At 58.7% G+C, this 21,907-nt stretch carries 17 protein-coding genes; 15 read left to right on the forward strand and 2 right to left on the reverse strand.

Features of this window, described 5'->3' with window-relative positions; all coding sequences use genetic code 11:
- Positions 1 to 2,331: a molybdopterin-dependent oxidoreductase gene (locus C1722_RS01180; RefSeq protein WP_102377641.1), complete on the reverse strand. Its 2,331-nt coding sequence runs from the start codon at positions 2,329 to 2,331 to the stop codon at positions 1 to 3.
- Between the two features lie 734 nt (positions 2,332 to 3,065).
- Between C1722_RS01180 and C1722_RS17095 the strand changes: the two genes are divergently transcribed.
- The 12 genes from C1722_RS17095 to C1722_RS01250 all read left to right on the forward strand — a co-directional run bounded on the left by C1722_RS17095 (position 3,066) and on the right by C1722_RS01250 (position 16,910).
- Positions 3,066 to 3,305, forward strand: coding sequence for a zinc-ribbon domain-containing protein (locus C1722_RS17095; protein ID WP_219724262.1), 240 nt, complete (start codon positions 3,066 to 3,068; stop codon positions 3,303 to 3,305).
- A gap of 105 nt (positions 3,306 to 3,410) precedes the next feature.
- Positions 3,411 to 5,939 carry a molybdopterin-dependent oxidoreductase gene (locus C1722_RS01195; protein WP_102377643.1) on the forward strand — a complete coding sequence of 843 codons (2,529 nt, stop codon included), beginning with the start codon at positions 3,411 to 3,413 and terminating at the stop codon, positions 5,937 to 5,939.
- Positions 5,940 to 5,975: 36 nt separating this feature from the next.
- Complete coding sequence (locus C1722_RS01200) at positions 5,976 to 6,326, forward strand: 4Fe-4S dicluster domain-containing protein (RefSeq protein ID WP_102377644.1); 351 nt, start codon at positions 5,976 to 5,978, stop codon at positions 6,324 to 6,326.
- Between the two features lie 150 nt (positions 6,327 to 6,476).
- The gene (locus C1722_RS01205) at positions 6,477 to 7,847 is read left to right on the forward strand and encodes an MmgE/PrpD family protein (RefSeq protein WP_102377645.1); all 1,371 of its coding nucleotides are present in this window, start codon (positions 6,477 to 6,479) and stop codon (positions 7,845 to 7,847) included.
- Between the two features lie 43 nt (positions 7,848 to 7,890).
- Positions 7,891 to 8,916 (forward strand): MFS transporter, encoded by a 1,026-nt coding sequence (locus C1722_RS01210; RefSeq protein WP_102377646.1) that lies wholly within the window; start codon positions 7,891 to 7,893, stop codon positions 8,914 to 8,916.
- Positions 8,909 to 9,229: a hypothetical protein gene (locus tag C1722_RS01215; protein WP_146040575.1), complete on the forward strand. Its 321-nt coding sequence runs from the start codon at positions 8,909 to 8,911 to the stop codon at positions 9,227 to 9,229. Before C1722_RS01210 ends, C1722_RS01215 begins: the two co-directional genes overlap by 8 nt.
- A gap of 166 nt (positions 9,230 to 9,395) precedes the next feature.
- Positions 9,396 to 10,730: an MFS transporter gene (locus C1722_RS01220; RefSeq protein ID WP_102377648.1), complete on the forward strand. Its 1,335-nt coding sequence runs from the start codon at positions 9,396 to 9,398 to the stop codon at positions 10,728 to 10,730.
- A gap of 315 nt (positions 10,731 to 11,045) precedes the next feature.
- The gene (locus C1722_RS01225; RefSeq protein WP_102377649.1) at positions 11,046 to 12,593 is read left to right on the forward strand and encodes a fucose isomerase; all 1,548 of its coding nucleotides are present in this window, start codon (positions 11,046 to 11,048) and stop codon (positions 12,591 to 12,593) included.
- Between the two features lie 30 nt (positions 12,594 to 12,623).
- On the forward strand, positions 12,624 to 13,046 hold the full coding sequence (locus C1722_RS01230) for a hypothetical protein (protein WP_102377650.1): 423 nt from the start codon (positions 12,624 to 12,626) through the stop codon (positions 13,044 to 13,046).
- Between the two features lie 304 nt (positions 13,047 to 13,350).
- Positions 13,351 to 14,985 carry a helix-turn-helix transcriptional regulator gene (locus tag C1722_RS01235; RefSeq protein WP_102377651.1) on the forward strand — a complete coding sequence of 545 codons (1,635 nt, stop codon included), beginning with the start codon at positions 13,351 to 13,353 and terminating at the stop codon, positions 14,983 to 14,985.
- Positions 14,986 to 15,115: 130 nt separating this feature from the next.
- A complete protein-coding gene (locus C1722_RS01240) occupies positions 15,116 to 16,330 on the forward strand; it encodes an MFS transporter (protein WP_180994974.1) in 1,215 nt (404 codons plus the stop codon).
- Positions 16,331 to 16,526: 196 nt separating this feature from the next.
- Positions 16,527 to 16,910: a 4Fe-4S dicluster domain-containing protein gene (locus C1722_RS01250; RefSeq protein WP_244386025.1), complete on the forward strand. Its 384-nt coding sequence runs from the start codon at positions 16,527 to 16,529 to the stop codon at positions 16,908 to 16,910.
- Here the strand turns inward: C1722_RS01250 and C1722_RS01255 are convergent.
- Positions 16,907 to 17,590: a TetR/AcrR family transcriptional regulator gene (locus tag C1722_RS01255; RefSeq protein WP_102377654.1), complete on the reverse strand. Its 684-nt coding sequence runs from the start codon at positions 17,588 to 17,590 to the stop codon at positions 16,907 to 16,909. The genes C1722_RS01250 and C1722_RS01255 overlap by 4 nt on opposite strands.
- A gap of 532 nt (positions 17,591 to 18,122) precedes the next feature.
- On the opposite strand from C1722_RS01255, the gene C1722_RS16805 reads away from it, so the two are divergent.
- The 3 genes from C1722_RS16805 (at position 18,123) to C1722_RS01265 (ending at position 21,802) form a co-directional block, all read left to right on the forward strand.
- Positions 18,123 to 18,266, forward strand: a complete 144-nt coding sequence (locus tag C1722_RS16805; RefSeq protein ID WP_180994975.1) for a hypothetical protein — start codon at positions 18,123 to 18,125, stop codon at positions 18,264 to 18,266.
- Positions 18,267 to 18,389: 123 nt separating this feature from the next.
- Complete coding sequence (locus tag C1722_RS01260; protein ID WP_219724263.1) at positions 18,390 to 20,996, forward strand: molybdopterin-dependent oxidoreductase; 2,607 nt, start codon at positions 18,390 to 18,392, stop codon at positions 20,994 to 20,996.
- Entirely contained in the window at positions 20,996 to 21,802 is an 807-nt protein-coding gene (locus C1722_RS01265; protein WP_102377655.1) for a 4Fe-4S dicluster domain-containing protein, read from the forward strand. The genes C1722_RS01260 and C1722_RS01265 overlap by 1 nt, the downstream gene beginning before the upstream one ends.
- Positions 21,803 to 21,907 lie beyond the last annotated feature (105 nt).

The following is a 21,907-nucleotide window of genomic DNA, read 5'->3' on the forward strand; positions in this document are numbered from 1 at the left end:
CTAGGCCTCCTTCCTTGTTGCGACGGGGCTTGCGGGGTCGGTGCCGATCGCGCCTTCGACGGTGTCGGGGCTCAGGGTGCCGAGCGCGTCGAGGCCGTCCACCTTCGATATCTTGCATAAGACGTTTTTGAACGGAGCGCCGAAGCCGATGCGGCCGATGGCGCGATGGGGAATGAGGCTGTTGATGTTTGCTTTCCATACGCCGTTGAGGTTGGGCGCTTCCGCATCCTGTTCGGGGAACCACCAGCCGTGTTGCGCATGGATGACGCGAGGGTCGACGATGGTTGTGATCTTCGCTTTTTCGATGGCTTTGCCGAGCGGGTTTTCGATGCATACCCAATCGCCGTCTTCGATACCGTACTTTGCGGCGGTCTCGGGATGGATCTGGACGAGCGGGTTGGGCATGATGGCGCGAAGCGACGGGACCTGACGGTGCTCGGAATGGAACGACGTGGTTTCCCGACCGCCCGTGGTCATGATGAGCGGATACTCTTCTGCCAGATCGGGCCTGCTGTAGGGTGTCAGCGCGTTTTCCTCGAAGTAGGGCAGCGGATCCTCTCCCCAATCCTCGTACAGGCTCGAGCACAGTTCGACAAGGCCCGTGGGGGTGTTGAAGCCCGGCTCGCCATCGGGGCGGAGGAGACCCTTCTCGTACTTGCGGTATTCGAAATCCATCTGGAGCCAACCGTCGTTCTGGAGGTCTTCGAACGTCATGTCGACGCCGCCGTTATGCAGTTGCTCAGTGAAGAAGTCGGCAACGTTGTCCCACGGCCAAGCTTGTGGGTTCAGCCGCTTGCCCACCAAAAAGTCGATCTCGAGGTCCGATTTGCAGTCGCCCACTTCGACGCACTTGTTCATCGCCATGACCATGTGGGTGTTGCGTCCGAAGTGGGGGAGCACCATGCCGTCGTGCTCGGCAAAGGTGGTAACGGGCAGGAACAGGTCGCACAGTCCCATGGCGGTCGGTGTCATGAACACGTCTTGGCACACGTTGAATTCCATTTTCTCGAGCGCCTTGAACCAGCGCTTGCCTTGGGCGTTGGTGGTGTTGGCGATGCCGTTGGTGGCGTAGAACCATGCCATCTTGAGCGGATAGGGCTCGTCGGTTTCAAGCGTGTCGAGGATGCAGTCGGGATGTGCGATAAGGTGCGCCGCCCGGAAGCCCTTGTACTTCGGGTCGGTGATCTGCTTTTCGAGCATTCCCGGGGGCAGTTGCTGGGCGCATTCGTAGCGCCACTTGCCCATGAAGCTAGCGGGTACGGCAAGCGTGACGCCGCCGGGTACATCGAGATCGCCGAGGATGGCAGCGAGGATGAGTACGGTGTGGCCGGCCTGCACGCCGTTGCTGTTCGTGTCGATGGCGAGTCCCCACATGAACGAGGAGGGATGGTTGGTGGCGATGGCGCGCGTTGCCGCCGCAATGGTTTCGGCGGGAACCCAGGTGATCTCTTCGACCTTGTCGAGCGGATACTCGGCCGCGCGTTCCTTGAGCTCATCGAACCCGTAGCACCAGTTCTCGACGAAATCGTGGTCGTAGAGGTCTTCCTGGATGACGAGGTTGATCATGCCGAGGCCGAGCGCGGCGTCGGTGCCGGGACGCAGTTGCAGATGATAGTCGGCGTGCGCTGCCATCCAGGTGACGCGCGGATCGATGACGATGTATTTGGATCCGCGTTTCATGAGGTCGATAAGGGTATGGCCGAAGAAGCCGTCGGGGTTCGAGAAAAGCGGGTCTTTGCCCCAGAGCACGATGTACTTCGGCACTTCGTAACGCGGATCGTCGAATCGATCGGGGAAGAACGCCGCATAGTCGAGTTCGGGATAGCCCGCTCCTAGAATGAAGTCGGCCACCGAGCAGCGGGGCCCGTAACACGAATCGCCGCTCATCGGGAAGCATGAGTTGGGCGTTCCGAGCGCGGCATAGGCCAACGGCGTCTTGTAGAGCGTCGCCTCGCGACCGGTTCCCTGAAACGCGACGATGGATTCAGCGCCCCAGTTCTCTTTGACATAGGCCACCTTCTCCTCGATGATGTCGAGCGCCTCATCCCAGGTTATCGCCTCCCACGCGTCTTTCCCCCGGTCTTCGCGTTTGCGGGTGAGCGGGGTCAGAATGCGCTTTTCGTTGTACATGTACTCGGGAAGCGTCAGGCAGCGCACGCAGAGCCGCCCTTGGGTGATGGGGTGATCGGGGTCGCCTTCGACGTCGACGACTTTGCCGTCCTTTACCGTGAGGTACATGCCGCATCCCACCGGGTGATCGCCCGGCGGGGACCATGCGCAGGTGCGGCACTTGATAACGCCATCACCGCAATCGATTATCCTCTCCGACATAATCTCTCCTTCCTTCCTTGCTCTCGTCTGGTTGTATGCAATGCGTCTGAGGCGGGGCTTCTGGCTGGGATGATAAAACCCGGCTCGCCTCGGACGGGATGCCGATGGGCCGAGCCCCCGTATGCTAGGCGCCGGGGGCTTTCGGGGGCTGCGCCGTCGGAGCCGCAGGCGCGCCCGGCGCCTTGGGGGCCGTCGGCGCTGCGGGGGAAGCGGGGGCCGGTGCTTGGGAAACTGCGTCTTCAATCCCTTCCGTCGATGTTTTGCAGAAGGGGCATTTTGAGGGTAGCTGCCCCGCTACGCGGTTGATGCGCTTCCCGCATGAGGGGCATACGACGGGCGGCAGTTCTGTTTCGGCTGGTCTGAAGCACATGACGGTACCTTTCTCACGGAAATTCCAATCAGGATGATCAAAGTCACATCTAATCCAATAAGTATTAGAGTATGAAATCTGATGAGATCAAAATAATACTAATCTTTCCTATTGAATAGTACTAAATAGGATTAGAAATTATTCTATTTTATGAATGATTGATATAGCCTAATAGTGATAGGTAGGATTGGATAATAGCCTTTAATCAGGGAATATAATGTTTTAATTGAATACATATTCGATAAATTATTCTCAAAATAAAATAAATATACCTCTTGTGAAATCATACTAAAAGGTATTATTTTGATCACGTCAGCTAAGACGATTAAGACTAGTACTAAAAGGATTATTTTAGGAGTTGTCTATGTGTTTCAGACCAGCAGCAGTTTCCATGAGCGTTACCTGTCCGAAGTGCGGCGCAGAGTGCGCGCTTGACGCGAAGTCGTGCTCTGCATGCGGAGCCGACCTTCCCGATGCCCCCTCGGTGCCCGGCGCTCCCGGAGCGCCGGGAGCGCCCTCGATGCCGGGCATGCCGGCAGCGCCCGGCGCTCCGGCGAAGCCAAGTGCGCCCGGCGCGCCGAAGGCTCCGGGGGCACCGCAGTAAAAAGCTCCCGAAAAGGCGCGGGCTTTACAGCTTGCCGACCTTCTTCGGTTGCCTTACGAGTTTCCCTACAACCATCGAAGACGAGTACGAGAGAAAGGGAGGAGCATGGATTATCAAGAATTCCTCGATTCGGTAGACCGCGAGGCCTACCATGAGGGCGAGTGGCGGTGGCAGGAGGGCGAGTACACCGTCACCCGCACCAACCACTGGTCGCCGCCTGGATGCCACAACGGCTGCGGCGTGTTGCTGTACGTTGACAAGGAAGGAAAGCTCGCGCACATCGAGGGCGATCCCTTGGCTCCGTTCAACGGCGGTAAGCTCTGCATGCGCTGCCTCGACATGGTGGAGGCCGTCAATCACCCCGATCGCCTGAAGTATCCCATGCGTCGTGCGGGCAAGCGCGGCGAGAACAAGTGGGAGCGCATCTCGTGGGACGAGGCCTACGACGAGATCGTCGAGAAGGTCAATGCCGTCAAACGCGATTTCGGATCGCATACCATCCTGTTCGTGCACGGCACTGGGCGCAACATCGGGTGGCAGCTGCCGCTCTTCGCTTCGACCGCCCTTGAAACGCCCAACGTGTGCAACTTCGGTTTCACGGGATTCGCCTGCTATCTTCCCCGCATGATCGGCGCTTCGGCGAAGATGGGCGAGATGACCATCATCGACGTGTCCGAAACGCACGAGCTGCGCTACGCCGACCCCTCGTTCAAACGCCCCGATGTCATCATGATATGGGGCAACGAGCCTCTGAAATCGAACGCCGACGGGTTCATCGGCCACTGGATCCTCGAATGCATGCAGATGGGCACGAAAATCATCTCGATCGACCCCCGTCTGACCTGGCTCGGCGCCAAAGCGGAGTACTGGCTGCAGGTGCGCCCCGGAACCGACGGCGCACTCGGCATCGCCATGCTCAACACCATCATCAACGAAGACCTCGTCGACCATGAGTTCATCGATCTGTGGTGCTACGGATACGAGCAGTTGGTGGAATCCGTGCAGGGCAAGGATGCCGATTGGGCGGCCGAGATATGCGGCCTCGATGCGGACGACATCCGCGGTGCGGCGCGTCTGTATGCGAACGCCGAGAACGCATCCATCCAATGGGGCCTCGCCTTCGAGCAGCAGCTGTCCGCACTGGGCGTCACGGCGGCGGCGTGCGACCTCATGGGCGTGACGGGCAACATCGATAATCCGGGCGGCAATCTGCTCATCAAGTGCGCGTTCGACATCGAAAAGCGCTACGGCTTGGGCGATTTCAAGATCCCGCGGGAAAACTACGCCGGCAAGATGACGCTTTCCGCCGGCATCGAGTCCTCCGACATCGTGGCCTGCGCGTCGTCGGACGCCTTGCTCCATGCGGTCGAGACGGGCGAGCCGTTCATGCCCCAGATCCTCTGGCTGCAAAGCGCCAACCCGCTTTCGTGCTCGGGCATGGATGCGCCCCGCATGTACGAGGCCATGAACAAGATCCCCTACTGCGTGGTGGCCGATCCGTTCATGACGCCGACGGCGGTCGCCCATGCCGATATCGTACTGCCCGTCGCCATGAGCTGCGAACGCAACTCGGTGCGCACGTGGTGGACCCCCGCGCGATCCATCTCCAAATGCACGAGCTTCTACGAGTCGAAATCGGACGAGCAGATCATCCTCGACCTCGGTCGGCGCCTCAAGCCGGAAAACTGGCCGTGGAAAGACGATAAAGAGCTTTCAACCTGGTATCTTACCGACCAGTACGCCGAGGGAGGTACCCGCTACGAGGGCGATTTCGAAGAACTGCAAGCCCGCGGCGGCTACAAGTACGATCCGTGGGACGCGGAGTACTACAAGTACGAAAAGGGCATGTGCCGGCCCGACGGACAGCCGGGATTCGACACCGCGACCGGGCGGTTCGAATTCTGGAGTTGGGGATACAACCACTGGGGCGTCGATCCCATGCCCTATCACATCGAGCCGAAGGACAGCCCCCTCTCCACGCCCGAAAAGCTCGAGGAATACCCGTTCATCGCCACGTCGGGAGGCCGTTCCTACGAGTTCTTCCATTCCGAGCACCGTCAGCTCGAAACCATGCGCGAGTTCCATCCGTGGCCGCTCGTTACCATCCACCCCGATGCGGCTGCCGAATACGGCATCGAAGACGGCGATTGGGTATGGATCGAAACCACGCACGGCCGTTGCCGTCAGAAGGCGTTTCTGTTCCCCGGCATCAAGCGCGACACCATCCATATGGAGCATGCGTGGTGGTATCCGGAGCAGGAGGCTGCCGAGCCGAGCCTGTACGGTACGTTCGACTCGAACATCAACAACATGGCGCTGAACTTCGAAACGGGCCAGGGCGGCATCGGGTCGGGCATCAAGAGCTTCTTGGCCAAGATATACAAGTACCAAGAAGGCGACCAGATGCCGGGCGAGAAGGTTACGCGCGAGGGCGGCTGGGGCGACTACATCCCCGGTGTCATGGCCGGCGACAAGGAGTCTGCCGAAAAGCAGGCTGCCGAGGGCAACGATGCGCTGCAAAAGCAGCTCGAGAACGCGCGCCGCGTGCAGAGCCTCAAGGTGAAAGACGCCGACATGCAAGGCCGCAACGCCCTCGAGTACGCGAAAGAACATGCCGACGAGGTTATCAAGTAGAGGACCGCGCAACGTAAGAAAAGGAGGCGAACAGCTGTGACCAAGGCGATTCTCGTCAACTACGACTACTGCACCGGATGCCATTCGTGCGAAGTAGCGTGCAAGAAGATTCTCGATCTGCCGAAAGGCGAGTTCGGCATCAAGGTATGCGAGGTGGGCCCGTTCGAGTACAGCGGGCGCGAGGGTCTCAAGAGCACCTGGGAATGGACCTACATGCCCGTAATCACCCAGGCGTGCGATATGTGTACCGAGCGCACCGAGGCGGGCAAGATGCCCATGTGCGTGCAGCACTGCCAAGCGTGGTGCATGTACTACGGCGAGGCGGAGGAGCTCGTCAAGAAGATGGACGGCCAGAGCCGCTGGTCTCTTGTAACCGTCAAAGAATAAGGGGAACGGCGCGGGCGCGCGCTGCGCGCCCGCGCTTTCGCAAGGGGGCTTCCCGTCGATGGCCGAGCAGATGCACGCAGCGCCGCTCGCTGACGCGGGAAGCGCGGGAAGCACCCGCGAACACAGCGGGGGAAAGGAATCCCATTGAACATGACAGACCAGGTCTGCGCCCATGTTGTCGGGGCGGACTATACAGTGCTCGACGACTTCACGGTATCCCGCATCAAAACGCGCGTGCTCGATGCGATCGGGGTGATCGCGGCGGGCGTCCATGCTCCGATGTGCGATGAGCTGTTCGATTTGCTGAAGAGCTATGGAGCCGCGAAGCAGAGCGCCGCGTTCTTCAGGGGCGAGCGCATCGACGCGCCCTCGGCGGCTATGATCAACAGCTTCTCCATGCGATCGTACGACTTCGAAGCCATCGAGGCGGAAAACGAGAACAGGAAAAGCAGCGCCGCCCACATCAGCGGCACCACGGTGCCGACGGCGCTCGCCTGCGCCGAGCGGGCGCATGCGAACGGCCGCGAGTTCATGTGCGCTCTCGCCTTGGGCGACGATATCGCAGCCCGTCTCGGGGCGGCCTCGGGATTCGACGTGTACGGCGGATGGGACAACACCAACACCATCAACGGATTGGGAGCCACGGTTATCGCCGGCAAGCTGGGAGGGCTCGACGAACGCCAGCTCAACAACGCGCTCGGCCTCGATCTCAACATGCTCGGCGGGTCGATGGACAACATCAACTACAAGACGCTCGCCTTCAAGCTGCCGATGGCGCTCGCGGCTCGCAACGCGATCTTCTCGGCCGATTTCGCTCGTCGCGGCATGACGGCGACGCACGACGCCTTCGGAGGCAAGAAGGGCTATTTCTTCTTGTTCTGCGGCGACAAGCAGCGTCCCGAACTGCTCTGCAAGGATCTCGGAGAGGTGTTCTACGGCGACGTGGTCGTCAAGCCGTGGTCGGCCTGCCGCGCGACGCACCCCTCCATCGACGCCTGCATGCAGATCGTCGGCGCTCACGATATCGATCCCGAGCAGGTGGCGAAGGTCGTTATCCACACGACGCCGCGAACCGCTCAGGGCTTTGTGGGCCAGCCGTTCGAAATCGGCGAGGACCCGCAGGTGAGCGGTGCTTTCAGCATCATCTATACCGCTGCCGTCGCGATAGCGACCAAATCGGTTCGCCCCGATTCGATGAACCGGGAAGCGATGGAGGACCCTGCGCTCAAGCGCCTGGTCGAGAAGATCGAGATTGCGCCCACGCTTGCGCCCGACGAGTACCAGACGGCGGAGGCCGACATCGTCATGGAGGACGGGGCGGCGTATCACGCCCGGTGCGATGTCCCGAAGGGCGACATCTACAAGAGCCCGATGAGCGAAGAGGAGGTGTTGGACAAGTTCTACAGAAACATCGAGTTCTCCCAGACGCTCTCGCGGGCTGATGCGGATCGCGTCGTGGGGATCGTTTCGCGTCTCGAAGAGCTCGATGACATCGGCGAATTGATCGCATTCATGAGGTAGATCGACAGGTTCATGGGATTAGGTCATAGACAAGGAGAAAGAAATGACCGCACAACAAAAAGCTCAAGCTAAAAAGGCGCTGGGCATAACCGTGCAGATCGCCGCACTGCTCGTTATTACGCTTCAGTATGCCAAGTCGTTTTCGACGCCAGCGATGTCGGCCATCGGTGCGGCGTACGCTCCTGCGGGCATAGATTCGCTCATGCTCAAAAACATAGAGGGATTGCCTTCGCTGATGGCCATCGTCGGCGCGTTCGCCGTAGGTATAATGGAGCGGTACATGAAGAAGAAGACCATGCTCATTATCGCGATGGTCTGCACTCTTGTCGGCGGCGTTGCGGCCGGATTCATGCCTGAAACGACGGAAGGGTTCTACGGCATACTCGCTTGTCGCGTCATACTCGGTTTCGGTCGTGGCATGATCTTCCCGATGGCGTCGTCGTTCATAGCCGATTTGTTCGATGGCAAGAAGCGCGATCAGCTCATGAGCTTTAAAACTGCAGTAGGCGGCCTTTCCGGTTCGCTCTTCCAGTTGATCGGCGGCTTCCTAGCCGTTCTCTCATGGCGCTATTCGTTTATCGGCTACCTGTTCATCGTGCCTATCATCCTCATGATCGTTTTCTGGCTGCCTGAGCCCGACGTGAAGCCTGCGGGAACCACATCGGATGGCAAGAAGGGCAATGCGCTCAAGTCGATTACGATGGCAGCGTGGGTCGTTATCCTGCTCGCCGGCGTTTGGAACTTCTTCCAGTTCTCCTTCTTCACCAACATCTCTCTCTGCATCAAAGAGGCGGGGCTGGGCGGTACTGGATTTTCGGGGATGATCAGCTCGCCGCCAACGCTTGCCCGCGCTGCGGGGGCCATATGCTACNAGCTCGACGCAAACGCTTGCCTGCGCTGCGGGGGCCATATGCTACGGTGCGTTCATCAAAGGACGCCTTCGCGGCTTCGATCTTCCGATCGCGCTTTTGCTCGAGGCTGTCGGTTTCTTTATCCTCACGCATGTGATCAGCGTTCCTGGTTACTATGCGGGCGCCATCATCTACGGTTTCGCCTTCGGCATGTTTAACCCTGCGCTCATACTGCAGATAGTAAAGGTTCTGCCCAAAGAGGGGGCAACGCTTGGTCTGTCGCTCTTGGCAGCAGCGCAGAATCTGTGTCAGTATTTTTCTGCGTACGTTCTTGCGTTTCTCGCAGGCGTCATGGGCGTTGCGGCAACGGGGCAGTTTGCTGGCTGGAACGTTGCCTGGCCGCTCGCTACGGGCATGGCCGTCGTTGTAGCCGTTATCATCGTAGCGACCAAGGCGAGGCATCCCGAATGGATTGCCGGATTGCGCGAACCGGCTGCTGCTGCAGAGTTGGAAGACAAGCGCGACGAGTAATACGAACGGGTAGGTTCGACCGCTTGGCGAATGCGTATGCCGCCGTTCGCCAAGCGGTGATTCCGCTGCGGCGGGCACAGGCTCGCCGCGTACTGGGTAATCGGCGTTGACGGGGGTCGGACGACGGTTCTTTTGCGCGACCCCCGCAATCGGGGAAGGAAATGCGATGGCACTTGTCAGGAATGGCAGGTTGTTCGGCAGAGTTCACTACGCGTTCGTCATCATGGCATGCTGCTGCTTGGTTCAGGCGTTCGGTATGGGCCTTATTCTGAATTGCGGCAGCCTGTTCTACGTTCCGGTGTGCGAGGATCTCGGATTCCTTCGCTCCGAGATATCCACGTATATGACCGGCTACTTTATCGGGACCACGCTCGTGACGCCCTTGGCGGGCAAGCTCTTGACGAAGTACGACACGCGTATCGTCATGTCTGCGGCTATCGTGATCTTGTCGGGAGCCGTAGCTGCCATGAGCACGTATACCGAAATATGGCAATGGCAGGTTTCGGGGTTTCTCGTGGGCGCGGCGGGAGCCGGTATCTTCGTGCTTCCTTCGGCATCCCTTATCGGCAACTGGTTCATCAAGAGGCGCGGATTCGTGTACGGCATCGTTATGGCATGCTCGGGGATTTCGGCAGCGCTCTTCTCGATGGTGATCAGCTCGATCATCCAGACGACCGGATGGCGCTCCGCGTATCTTTTTGTCGGCATCGTGTCGCTCGCGGTCATTTTGCCGTGCAGTTTGCTCATGCGCAAAAAACCGACCGATCTGGGCATCGCTCCGTACGGCTACGAGGAGACGGCTCGCGGCGAAGGGGGCGCTTTGCCGGTCATGCGCGGGGTCGCCGTCAGGGTAGCCGTCGTTTCGGTGGCGTTCTGGTGCTTGTTCGTATTCGCGGGCATCGCCTCATTCATCCACGGCGGCATCGAGCAGCATATGCCGGGCTATATCCAGTCCATCGGATTCACCGCCTCGTTCGCCGCCATTATCGTTTCGGCAGAATCGGCGGGATCGGTCATCGACAAGCTCGTCATGGGCTGGCTCAACGACAAGATAGGCGTGCGCAGGACGACCATCATCGAGCTGGCGCTCATCGTCATCGGCATCGCGGGGTTCATATACTTCAGGAACCCCGTGTTCCTGATCCTGTCGACCGTGCTGTTCGGCATTCAGGATTCGCTCATGTCGGTCAGCCTTCCGCTGCTCATTCGCGACATATTCGGATCGAAGAACTACACGCAGATCCACGCATGGATACGGACCGGGGTCGGCTTGTTCGGGTCGTTTTCGGGGGTGCTCGTGGGCGCCGTGTACGATTCGACCGGCACGTTCGTGCCTGCGTTCGCGGGTCTCATGGGCACATGCGTCGTCGCGATGGGATGCGTCGTCCTCGCATACCGAAAGCGGGGGAAGCTCGTTTGGGAAGAGGATGAAACCGACAGGCTCCCGACGAACGAATCCGGCTTCGGGGATCGCTCCCGCGACGCCTCGCCGTTGCCGTAAGGGGCGCTGCCGCCATGTGCTATCAGTGTTCGGGCTGTGGGCGTTGCCTCGAATCGCGCGGGGGGTTGCCGAGCGTATCGGTGTGCCCCTGCTGCCGAAACGAGGTTGACTCATCCGTGCGGTACTGCCCTGCATGCGGCGCGTTCATTCGGCCGCGCGCGGGAAGCGTCAAGGTGGCGAAGCGCACGCCGCCGAACGAGAACGAGGGGCTTCCTCGGCGACAATGACGCGTGGCCGGGAGACGGCCGGATCCGGGAGGCGGGCGAACCGCTCTCTGCGGGCGGTAAGGGTATAGGCGAGAAAGGAATTGGGAACATGATCGAAACGGCAAAAGACATCAAACTCAACGTTCTTCCCCTGGAGCTCTTCTGCGAGCACCTCTACTACTACGAAGGTCCTTGCAGATTCGGAAGCGGGGACGCTCTGCGGCCCGGATACGACGAGATCGTATTCGCGGAAAGGGCGAAGAAATTCATCGCCGACATCAAGGCCCACGTTCCCGAGGGCACGGCCGTGATGGATCCGGTCCTGTTTCGCAGGACGGACGACTGGGACGAACCCGAAGCGCAATGGGAGGCTATGGAGGCTGCCGTCAACGCTGCGGACGTGGTTATCCCCATGGCTGGCGCGGGCGTGCAGGACCTTGCGTTCAAGTTCGCGCAGCGCTTCAAGAAAACCATGTGCTACTGCCCCTCATCCGGTGCTTTCAACGTGCCCGACGTTCCGGCGGCGATAGCGGCCAGAAACGTCGGGTACGCATGCTATTCGGAATACCGATGGGAGGATTTCGTCCTGCGCATGGTGGCGCTTCGCGCGAAGAAGGTCATCGCCCGCACGAAGTACCTCTGCGTAACGAGATTCGACGGTACCCAGTCCGTCAGCCGACCGGACTCGTTTACGAGCCTCGACCACATTACGCAGCGGTTCGGGACGCGATTCCATTTTGCCAACATACACGAATTCTTCGACTGCATGTCTGAGGCTGTGCCCGAAGGCAACCATACGACGCCCGGGCGAAAGACGCTCAACGTTGACGAATGCGATCTGAAGAGGGCGAACGATATCTGCGACGAGCTGATCGAGGGAGCTGAAAACGTTGGCATGAGCCGCGAGGCTATGCTTCCCTCAGTCGTGGCGTACGTGGTCACCCAGAAATTCATGGATCACTTCGACTGCAACGCCTTTTCCATTCCCTGCCCGGATGCATGCTCGACCAGGAGGCTCAACGAGGGCAGGTTTACGATGTGCCTCACGCACGCGCTCAATGCGGAAGCCGGCATTCCCTCGGCGTGCGAATATGATTTGCCCGCCGCCCTTTCAGAGCAGGCGCTGATAGCCGTTTCGGGAAGAAGCCCCTACATGGGCAACACCTGCCCGATCCCCGTGCTCGACGGAAAGTTCAAACACGTGTTCGGGGCAACCGAAGAGCAGCTCGAGGAATTGGCGCAGGACCCCGAGAACATCGACAGGCTCTGGATGACGCAGCATTCCGTCGCTCACCGCTGCCACCCCGATCCGAGCGCATACGCGCCCTACGGCATCACCCCGTTCGCATACGATCAGAAGTTCGGGGCGACGTTGCGATACGACTTCTCGCGTGACAAGGGCGAGTACGTTACCCTGTGCAAATTCTCGCCCGACGGCTCCAAGATGTTCATCGGTAAGGCGGAAATCGTCGAGAGCAGCGGCAAGGACAAAGAGAATTGCACCCAGCTCGTGTTCTACCGTTTCAAGGATTCGCTCAAAGCCCATCGCGCTCAATGCAAGGTGGGCATCCATGTCGCCCTGGTGTACGGGGATTACACCAAAGAGCTCATAGCTTTGGCCGAGGCGCTCGACGTCGAGCCGCTCGTCGTCGAATAAGACGGGACCGGTCGTTTTTGGGGGTTGCTGGTGTCGCGAGAGGATATCCGTAAAAACGCCGAGAAGGCGCAGGATGAAATCGATCTCATCTTGAATCAGGAGGAGATCACGTACCCCTTTCTCCGCGATCATCTGCGCAGGTTCGTGCAGATACAGTACCACCTGAGCCCCCTTGATCTTGAAGAAACGGATGATTTGGACAAGCTGACCTTGATCAGCTTGTCCAAAGCCTTGCACGTGTCCCGCGAGCTGATAGCCGACTACGAAGCGGGCCAGAACTGCGAAGGGGCGACGTCGGCAACGGTGAAGAGGTCGCTGCTCCTCATGAAGATACAGAAGGCGCTTTCCGTCGAGTTGTCTTTGCAGGAATTGATGGGAATCGATACCTTGGAAGACGTCGTGCATGCCATATGGGCGCATCTTCGGGTACCGGGCGAGGTTTCGCAGCGATAACCTGCTTTCGGGAGGAAAGAAAACCGATTATCCGGCTTTATGCGTAGTCGAGGCGGAGCGCTCGGCTGGGGGGGGGTGCCCAGCGCCGCGTCTTCCTTCCAGCGAATCTTGTTGCTTGCGGATTCGGATGACCCCGGTTTTTCGAGCGCGCTTCTCCGCGTCTTTCTTGTTGTTAAAAACGTCGAAAAGCGCATCATAAATCGCTGAAATCGATGAACCAACGAAAAAGGCCGCCGGGAAACCGCATGGTACACTTGCGAAATGGAACCATCTGCGTTTATTAAGTCGAACGGGGGAGACTTAAATGCGGTACGACCATACCCAAGTGCTCGATGCGTCAATCAATCTGAGATTCCAGCAGGAGGATGCGCCCGCTCAGGAGAAACGGCGGGTGTTCACCATCCGCATACCGATCCTCTGCCTGATCGGCTTTTCTCTGTACCTCGGTTGGATATTCTGTTTGTTTTGGAGCCCTTCTTTGACTCCCGCAGCACTGATCGGCGATTACCAGGCGCATCTTGCGCGCATGGTGATGACCGTCGCCATGTTCTTCGCCTATGTCTTGTTCGGGGTATTCGCGCGTTTCTTCGCATCGAGAAAGGGCGAGGTGCTTCTTAAGACCCTCTCTTTGGTTTTGAGCCCCATGGCCTGCCTCATGGGGTTTCTGTCTCCCGGCTTCGAATTGCCGATCGTATTTTTGCTTTGGGCGGCAAGCGGAATAGGCTCTTCCGCCTTGCTGCTGGTGTGGTCGAAGAAGATCGTCGAGCTGACGAGGAAGCAGGTTATATTCTCGGTATCGAGCTCGTTTCTCATCGGAGCGTTTCTTTTTATTTCGACGGCTTTCATGCCTGGCGGCATCGCCTTTCTTGCGATCGGATCGCTTCCCGTCGTTTCGGTCGTTTTCGCTGTCTTCGCAATGTCGCGTTCTCTGACGATCGATTCGATGCCGACCGACGGTTCGGCGCGGTCCGTCTCTACATTGCGGGAAGAGGCACCGCGCTCTTCGGTGGGCTCTCCATCGAAGGAGGAGGACAAGGGCGATCGCAAGATTGCCTTCATGCGCACGATTCTGCTCGCGTTCGCTTACAGCGTGAGTATCGGATTCGTCGGCTCGTGTGCGACCACTCAGCCGTTTTACCCAGGGGGTTTGTACGTGATCGCGGCAGGCAATGCGTTTGCCGCGGTGTTTACCGTTCTTTTCCTGGTGCGAAAGCCCAAAGACATCGCCGTCATCCTCATCGAGGTGTTTCTCCCCATCATGCTCGTGTGCATCTTCCTCTTCTCGTTCGTCGGGTATGCGGGGCAGCTCGCCTGCATTTTTATCATGCTCGCCCTCTTGGCCTGCCACGATATCGTCGATATCGCCGACGTATCGAAAAGCTCGCTTCTTTTCGGCGAGAACTACGTGAGAACGTTCGCGGTCGGCAGAACGTTGAACGGTTTGGGCTGCACGCTTGGCTGGGTCGTAGGCATGGTGCTGAGCTTCCTGCCCGGCATCGATGCGAGCGGGCGGCTGTTCGTCTGCTTTGCGCTGGTGGTTTTTCTCGTGGTCATTACGAGTTTCGCCGTGTTCCATCCGGGTCCCCTTTCGTATGTTCGCTCCGTGAAAATGGATGCGGTGCTCGAAGCGCGGCGCGCAAGCGCCATCGGAGGAGAGCCCGGTGCATTGCTCCATTCGAAAGTCGAACGCATTGCACAGGAATACGATTTGACGAGCCGTCAAGCGGAGGTGCTGCTCTGCTTGGCCCAGGGCCGCAATGCCGGCTACATCGCCCAGAAGTTCACCATCTCGACCCATACGGCGAAAAGCCATATCTATAATATCTATAATAAGTTAAATATTCATTCCCAGCAGGAATTGCTCGATATAGTCGAAGTTGCGCGTTGCGATGACCTTGCGCGCGAAACGACGGACCTGACTGCTGATTTACGCGCTTAATACCGAGAGTCTGATCTTGCGACCATCAGTATCTGAGAGCCTTGGCCTACCCTGTGTGCGTTGTTAGGCTTGCCGAGGATCGTTCGGTATGGAAAGATTCGATCTTTCCAGTGGGGGTAAAGGGGATTCCATGGCTAGCGGAAAAGTCAAACATCGTTCGAAGCTCGGCACCAAGGCGACGCTTCTGCTGTGCGCGTGCGACAGTAATGCGCTTGGTTCGGAGATGACGCCTATACTGGCCGTCATCGCATTGGCCTTTCCGGGCGAGAACGTCAACCTGCTCGTAGCTCTGCCGCCTCTCTGCATCATCCCCGCCTCGCTCATTGCGGCGAAACTTTCGTACTACATAAGCCGTAAAACCATTTTAACCGTGGGGCAGATACTGTTCATCATCGGCGGCATAGGCGGCGCGTTTGCTCCCAACTTCGAGTTCCTGCTGGCAACGCGCGTATTCTTCGGACTCGGTTGCGGCTTGGTCTATCCCATCGTGCCGACGCTGATATCGTACTTCTTCGCGGGCAACGAGCGCGCGAGCATGATGGGCGGAGCGAACGCGGTTGGAAGCATCATCGCCATGGTGTTCTCGACCTTGTCGGGCACGCTGGCCGTCATCGGATGGCATGTGCCGTTCTTCATCAACATATTCTTCGTGTTCGTGCTCATCATGCAGATCATCTTCCTTCCGAAGGTTCCGCCTGAGAAGGATATGCCGTTTGCCAAGGAGGCGGCGAGCCTCGCTCCCGAGCAGAAGCGCATCGGCCATCGCGGATGGATGGGCATCCTGCTCATGTTCGTGACGATGACGATCAGCATGGTGTACCTGCTCAAGCTTGCGATCTTCATGCAGGAGACGGGTATAGGCGATTCGGTCATGGCCGGCCTTGCATCGTCTTCGACCACCTGCGTCGCGCTGATCGTCTCGCTTGCGTTCATGCTTATTTTCAAGGCGCTCAAACGCTATACCGTGCTCGTGTCGATGGCTTCGATCGCTCTGGCGTTCACGTTGCTTGCGACCGCCACCTCGATGGTCGGGGTGTTCGCCGGCGCGATCGTGTACGGCGTGTACCTCGGAACCATCATCCCGTATCTCCAAACCACCTTAAGCGGCCTGGTTCATCCGTATCGCCGTACGTTCGCCCTGTCGGTTTTGTCGATGGCCATGTTTGCGGGCCAGGCATGCTCGTCGATGTACGTACAGGTGGTCGAGGGCATTATCGGAACCAGCACGGCGGCGCTGTTCGAGGTCATGTCGGTTACTTTCATCATCCTGTTCGTTATCGTGCTTGCGTACCTGGTGGCTACGAGGAAAAACGCTCGGTTCCCGTATAGCGACGTGACGGAGTAATCGTGTGCTGCCCGTGCAACCATTGCGGGAAATGCGCAGATCGGCAGGGTCGCTGCGTCGTGTGTCACGAGAAGCTCGCGTACCTGTTCGCGCCGAGGTGCGATGTGTGCGGCGCCGCGCAGCCGCCTGCACCGGGCAGGCCGGTCAAGGTTGCGATCGAGAAGGGAAGCGCGTCGTGCATGCGGAGCGCCGATGAATGAAGGCCTACATTGGACGGGGGTACGATATGGGCGTGAAGAAGGCTTTGCTGATTGATTACGAGTTCTGCCTCGGATGTTCGGAGTGCGAAACGGCGTGCATGCAGGCTCATGATTGCGGGCCCGATATGATGGGCATAAAGGTGACGAAGCTCGGTCCGTGGAAAACGCGCGACGGCGCTTGGCAATACGATTTCGTTCCCATCCCGACGGACTGGTGCGATCTGTGTTCCGAGCGGGTCAACAAAGGAAACAGGCCCGCTTGCGTGCGCCACTGCCAATACGGCGTGATTACCTACGGGTCGATCGACGAGCTGGTTTCGTTCGTTAAAACGAAGCCGAAGATGATGCTGTTCACCCCGAAAAGCCCCGAAAACGTTTAACGCCGAATGCCGTCGACCGATCCGAACAGGTGCTTGTCGATGTTCGCGATAGGGGAGGCTCCTTTTTGGGCAACAGTGAGCTTCTCGTACAGGGAATCCCAGATTACATCGATATGGCTGCTGTAGAATGCCCGAAGGTCCTTCTCGTCGAGCGGCCCCTTTTTCCTGAACCGATACAGATCGTTGCAGTGCCGGTACAGGCCCATGATGACCGACGAGCATAAAACGACCATATCGTTGGGCTCTATTCCCCGATTGAGCTGCTCTTGCCTGAAGAGGTTGCAGTAGATCGATTCGGTTGCGAGGATGTTCTCGAGCTCGAAGCGTGCGAACATGCCGTGCTCGTCGCGTGCCGAGTGGAGGATGTAGCTGACGTCGAACAGGCAGAACATGGCTTTGAAATCGTACACCATGGTCTCGAGCACCTTCTCTTTTACCGGCATATTGGCCGGCAGGCTGCTCGCGAACGATTTGAGCGAGTAGATATTCTCTTTGCTGAACTTCCTCAGAATCGATTCTTTGGTGGGAAAGTACTTGTACAGCGTCCTTGTGGATACGTCCGCTTCGGCCGCGATGTCGGTCAGGGTTGTCTGCTTGTATCCCTGCTCGCAGAACAGGTCGATGGCCACATCGTAGAGGTGTTGCTCGGTCAATTGCTTCTTCTCTTCGCGATTTGCCATGGAACTCCTCCCGCCGAACGTGCGCGGCCGCTACTCGGATTGCACGGGCCGTACGTACATTATAGCCGCTTAGCGAGTTCGGCGTCGGTCGAGCGGTTTCGATTTTTCGTTTGCCCGGGCGATCCCCGCAGGAAGGGGGAGCGGTCTGCCGCAGTTCGGGCAGCGATTGTCGCTTGCTTCGACAGGTGTTTTGCACAGGGGGCACGCGTGCTCAAGATCCCTCATCCATTCCCTGCATTTTCCGCACCCGTTGCAGCTGTAGCAGGCGCCCATGGAACCTCCCGTTTGTCGATGGTTGCATCGAGGCAAGATGATACGTGAAGAAAAGTAAGTTCCCGTGCGGGTGCGCCTGTGCGCCAGACGCTGCTAGAGTCAGGCGTATCGCCTGATGAGGCGCTTTTCGTTCAGGTAATTCGCGTGCCTGCGGGGCGGGGCGAAAAGCGGCTTCCGACACCGTTCGGAATGAAAAACTTACTTTTTTCTTGCTAGACTTGCGCTAGCGGAAAGCAGGCGAACGGCAAGGAAGGTTGACGTGGTATCGATGGCTCTGCACATCGACGATGCGAAGCAAAACAGGAAGAACGTGGTGTTCTCCTGGCGCTTCGTCGAGCAGAGCTTCCATAACGACAACCGCCTCTCGTGGTGGCTTTCCCATCTTTCCTCGCCGCTTGATTGATTCGGTTCATCTTTCAAGACGGGCAATCGTTTATAGCGTTCACGGTACCGGCAACGAGCGGGTCTGCCTTCTCGCGCGCCGAGCACGTGTCTGTTCCTATAGGTGAAACAAGGGGGAAGCAACGTGACAGAAAACATCAGCACCACCATTAAGACCATGGGCTTTTGCGGGCCGTGCTCGGCTTCCGAGCCTGCCGAGGTCGATGTTATGGATGGCAGGATCGTTCGTATCAGGCCGTTCGACTACCAAGCGCGCGGCGCGGAAGGCGGCAAAGAGCCGCTTGTTCGATGGGCTATCAAAGCGCGCGGCCGCGAGTTCAAGGCTGCGGAGAAATCGGAAATCACGCCGTTTGCTTTGGCGACGAAGCACCGGGTGTATTCGCCGAACCGAATCCTCTATCCCATGCGACGCGTTGATTGGGATCCAAACGGCGAGCGCAATGTCCAGAACCGTGGAAAATCGAAATACGTCCGCATCACTTGGGACGAAGCGACACAGCTTATCGCCGATGAAATAAGGCGCGTGCACGAGCAGTACGGCGTGAACTCCATTTTCGTCCAGTCGGACGGGCATCATCAGGTGAAGACTCTTCACGGCCCGCGCGGGTGCGAGGGCGCGCTGCTCGATGTTCTGGGGGGCTACTGCCTTCAGGCGCGCAATCCCGACAGCTGGGAGGGCTGGTATTGGGGCGCCAAGCACATCTGGGGATGCGATCCCGTTGGCGAAGGCGATCAGCAGAACCTGTTTCTCGATGTGGCGCGCCATGCCGATACGGTTCTTTTCTGGGGCTGCGACGTTGTTACGACGCCGTGGGGTTGGGGAGGCCATTTCCCGAGCCGCTACTGCTTCTTCTTACGCGACATCGGCGTTCGCCAGATATACGTGTGCCCCGACGTGAATTACGGTGCCGCCGTACACGCAGACAAGTGGATTCCGGTGCTTCCCAATACCGATGCCGCCCTGCAGCTGGCGATCGCCCATACGTGGATCAATGAGGGTACCTACGACAAGGAGTACCTCGAGACGCATTCGGTCGGGTTCGATTGGTTCGAATACCATGTCATGGGCGGCGACGACGGCATCGAGAAGACGCCCGAATGGGCCGAAGGAATATGCGGCGTGCCCGCCCGCATCATCAAGGCCCTCGCTCGCTCCTGGGCGAAGCAGAACGTATCCATCGCCCACAGCAACGGCGGCTCCTATATCCGGTCCACCTATTCGCACGAGCCGGCGCGTATGGAGGTCGCCCTGCTCGGTATGCAGGGTCTCGGCGCTCCTGGGCGCAATCAGCTGAAGATGATGGAATATCAGCTGTTCAGCCTGCCCCAGCAGACGCCCATTCCCCGTTCCAAGTTCATCCCTAACCTGTTTGCGGTGCTGCTGCCCTACGCTGCCGATACGCGCGATTCCCTCGTTCCCGAGACGCTCGTTCCCGAGGCGCTTGCCGGCGACTACAGCCACGAGAACCCGCTTACGTGGTACGGATGCACCGTTGCGGGCGTACCAGTCGAGGATCAATTCCGTAAAATGCAGTACCCCGCCGAGGGATCCGAGCGTATCCATATGGTGTGGATCGACTCGCCCAAATGGACGTCTTCGTGGAACGGGGGCTACAAGTTCATCGAAGCGCTGCATTCTGATTTGATCGAATGCGTCGTCGCCCAGCATATCTGGATGGAGGACGATTGCCTGCTCGCCGATATCATTCTTCCCGTGAACACGAAATTCGAGGAGCGCGACATCAACTGCGACATCATGTCGGGCAACTACAACACGCTTGTGCTCGAAGAACAATCGATCGAGCCGCTCGGCGAATCGAAGAGCGATTGGGAGTGCGCGGTTGCCGTAGCCGAAAAGCTCGGTGTTGTCGATGAGCTGACGGAAGGCAAGAGCCTCGACGATAAGATGCGCATCGGGTTCGAGAGCTCCGGCGTCCAGGATTACCTGTCGTTTGACGAGTTCCTCGAAAAGAAGAGCTTCATCGTGCCTCCTGCCGAGGGGTGGGAGAACGATCCCGCGGGCTTCTTCGGTTTCTACACCGATCCCCAAAAGCACCCCCTCACCACGCCGTCGGGCCTGATCGAATACTATTCTTCGCGCCTTGCCGAAAAGTTTCCCGATGACAAAGAGCGCATGCCGTATCCGCGTTGGATCGAAAAGGGCGAGACGCATCCCGATGAGCGTCTGACTACGCCACGCGCCGAAAAGTATCCCTTTCTGCTCGTTTCGAACCATCCTCATTGGCGTTTGCATTCCCAGTTGGATGACTGCGCATGGTTCAGGGAAATCAAAACCTGCAAGGTCGCAGGCCCGGACGGATACGCTTACGAGCCGGTTTGGATCAACCCGGTCGATGCCGGGAAACTCGGGTTGGCGTCGGGCGACATCGTCAGGATTTACAACGACCGCGGTTGGACGATGGGCGGCGTGTACGTGACCGAGCGCATTCGTCCCCGAACCGTACTGCAGGATCACGGTGCTCGCATGGATCCCATCGAACTCGGCGTGTCGGACCGAGGAGGAACGAACAACCTGATCGCACCCAAAGCCATTGCGTCGAAAAACTGCGCAGGCGAAGTGACGAGCGGGTATTTGGTGGGTATTGAAAAAGTAGATGTTTTCGAGCTGGCAAAACAGTATCCCGAGGCTTTCTCTCGTCCGTACGACCCCGAGACCGGACCGCTGCACATCGTGGATGCATGGCTTGAAGATGGCGAGGAGGTGCGCTGATGAAGGTATTCATTGTCGATATTGCAAAGTGCAACGGGTGCTACGGGTGCCAGGTGGCATGCAAAGACGAGCATGTGGGAAACGCATGGGAGCCATATGCGCTCCCACAGCCCAACACCGGTCAATTTTGGATGCGCGTTAAAGAAAAGGATCACGGCCAAGTGCCCAAGGTGTGTGTGGAGTACACTCCCTGGCCGTGTATGCACTGCGACGATCCGTTGTGCAAGCAAGCGGCGCCCGATGCGGTCTATAAGCGCGATGACGGCTTGGTGATCATCGATCCCGTCAAAGCGAAGGGCCGCCGCGAACTGGTTGAAGCGTGTCCCTACGGCGCTGTTTTCTACAACGAGGAGCTCGATGTGGCGCAGAAGTGCACCGGGTGCGCCCATTTGGTAGACGAGGGGAAGGTGCCTCACTGCGTCGACCTGTGCGCCACCGGGGGCCTGAGGTTCGGCGACGAGGAAGATTTCGCCGAAGAGATAGCGCGCGCTGAAACGTTCGTGCCGCAGGACGGATGCAAGCCCCGCGTGTACTACTTGAACCTGCCGCACTTGTTTATCGCGGGGGATGTATGGGACCCCGTCGAAAATGAAATCATCGAAGGCGCCCGGGTGACGCTTACGATGCCCGATGGCTCGGTGCGCGAAACCGAGACCGATGATTTCGGAGACTTCTACTTCCGCCGCATCGACGAGGGCGCGTACAGCGTGAGGATCGAAGCGGAAGGATTCGAGCCGGCTGAGAGGTGCGGGATCGATTTGAGGGAAAGCCTCAATCTGGGCGATTTTCCGCTTGCGAAAGCTTAATGGAACGCGCGCCGCATCGGGTGCCCCCGTGCGGCGCGCAAGACGAGGACAGTGCAAAGCGCGGCTGCTCGATTCGTCGAACGGCGGTTCGCGTGGGACGAGGAT

This window comes from Raoultibacter timonensis, from assembly GCF_900240215.1.
Lineage (GTDB): Bacteria > Actinomycetota > Coriobacteriia > Coriobacteriales > Eggerthellaceae > Raoultibacter > Raoultibacter timonensis.

Bases quoted from the DNA above. Each gene is read 5' to 3' on its own strand.
- C1722_RS01180 (WP_102377641.1), bottom strand. From the start codon at position 2,331: ATGTCGGAGAGGATAATCGATTGCGGTGATGGCGTTATCAAGTGCCGC.
- C1722_RS17095 (WP_219724262.1), top strand. From the start codon at position 3,066: ATGTGTTTCAGACCAGCAGCAGTTTCCATGAGCGTTACCTGTCCGAAG.
- C1722_RS01195 (WP_102377643.1), top strand. From the start codon at position 3,411: ATGGATTATCAAGAATTCCTCGATTCGGTAGACCGCGAGGCCTACCAT.
- C1722_RS01205 (WP_102377645.1), top strand. From the start codon at position 6,477: ATGACAGACCAGGTCTGCGCCCATGTTGTCGGGGCGGACTATACAGTG.
- C1722_RS01215 (WP_146040575.1), top strand. From the start codon at position 8,909: ATGTTTAACCCTGCGCTCATACTGCAGATAGTAAAGGTTCTGCCCAAA.
- C1722_RS01220 (WP_102377648.1), top strand. From the start codon at position 9,396: ATGGCACTTGTCAGGAATGGCAGGTTGTTCGGCAGAGTTCACTACGCG.
- C1722_RS01225 (WP_102377649.1), top strand. From the start codon at position 11,046: ATGATCGAAACGGCAAAAGACATCAAACTCAACGTTCTTCCCCTGGAG.
- C1722_RS01235 (WP_102377651.1), top strand. From the start codon at position 13,351: ATGCGGTACGACCATACCCAAGTGCTCGATGCGTCAATCAATCTGAGA.
- C1722_RS01240 (WP_180994974.1), top strand. From the start codon at position 15,116: ATGGCTAGCGGAAAAGTCAAACATCGTTCGAAGCTCGGCACCAAGGCG.
- C1722_RS01250 (WP_244386025.1), top strand. From the start codon at position 16,527: ATGAAGGCCTACATTGGACGGGGGTACGATATGGGCGTGAAGAAGGCT.
- C1722_RS01255 (WP_102377654.1), bottom strand. From the start codon at position 17,590: ATGGCAAATCGCGAAGAGAAGAAGCAATTGACCGAGCAACACCTCTAC.
- C1722_RS01265 (WP_102377655.1), top strand. From the start codon at position 20,996: ATGAAGGTATTCATTGTCGATATTGCAAAGTGCAACGGGTGCTACGGG.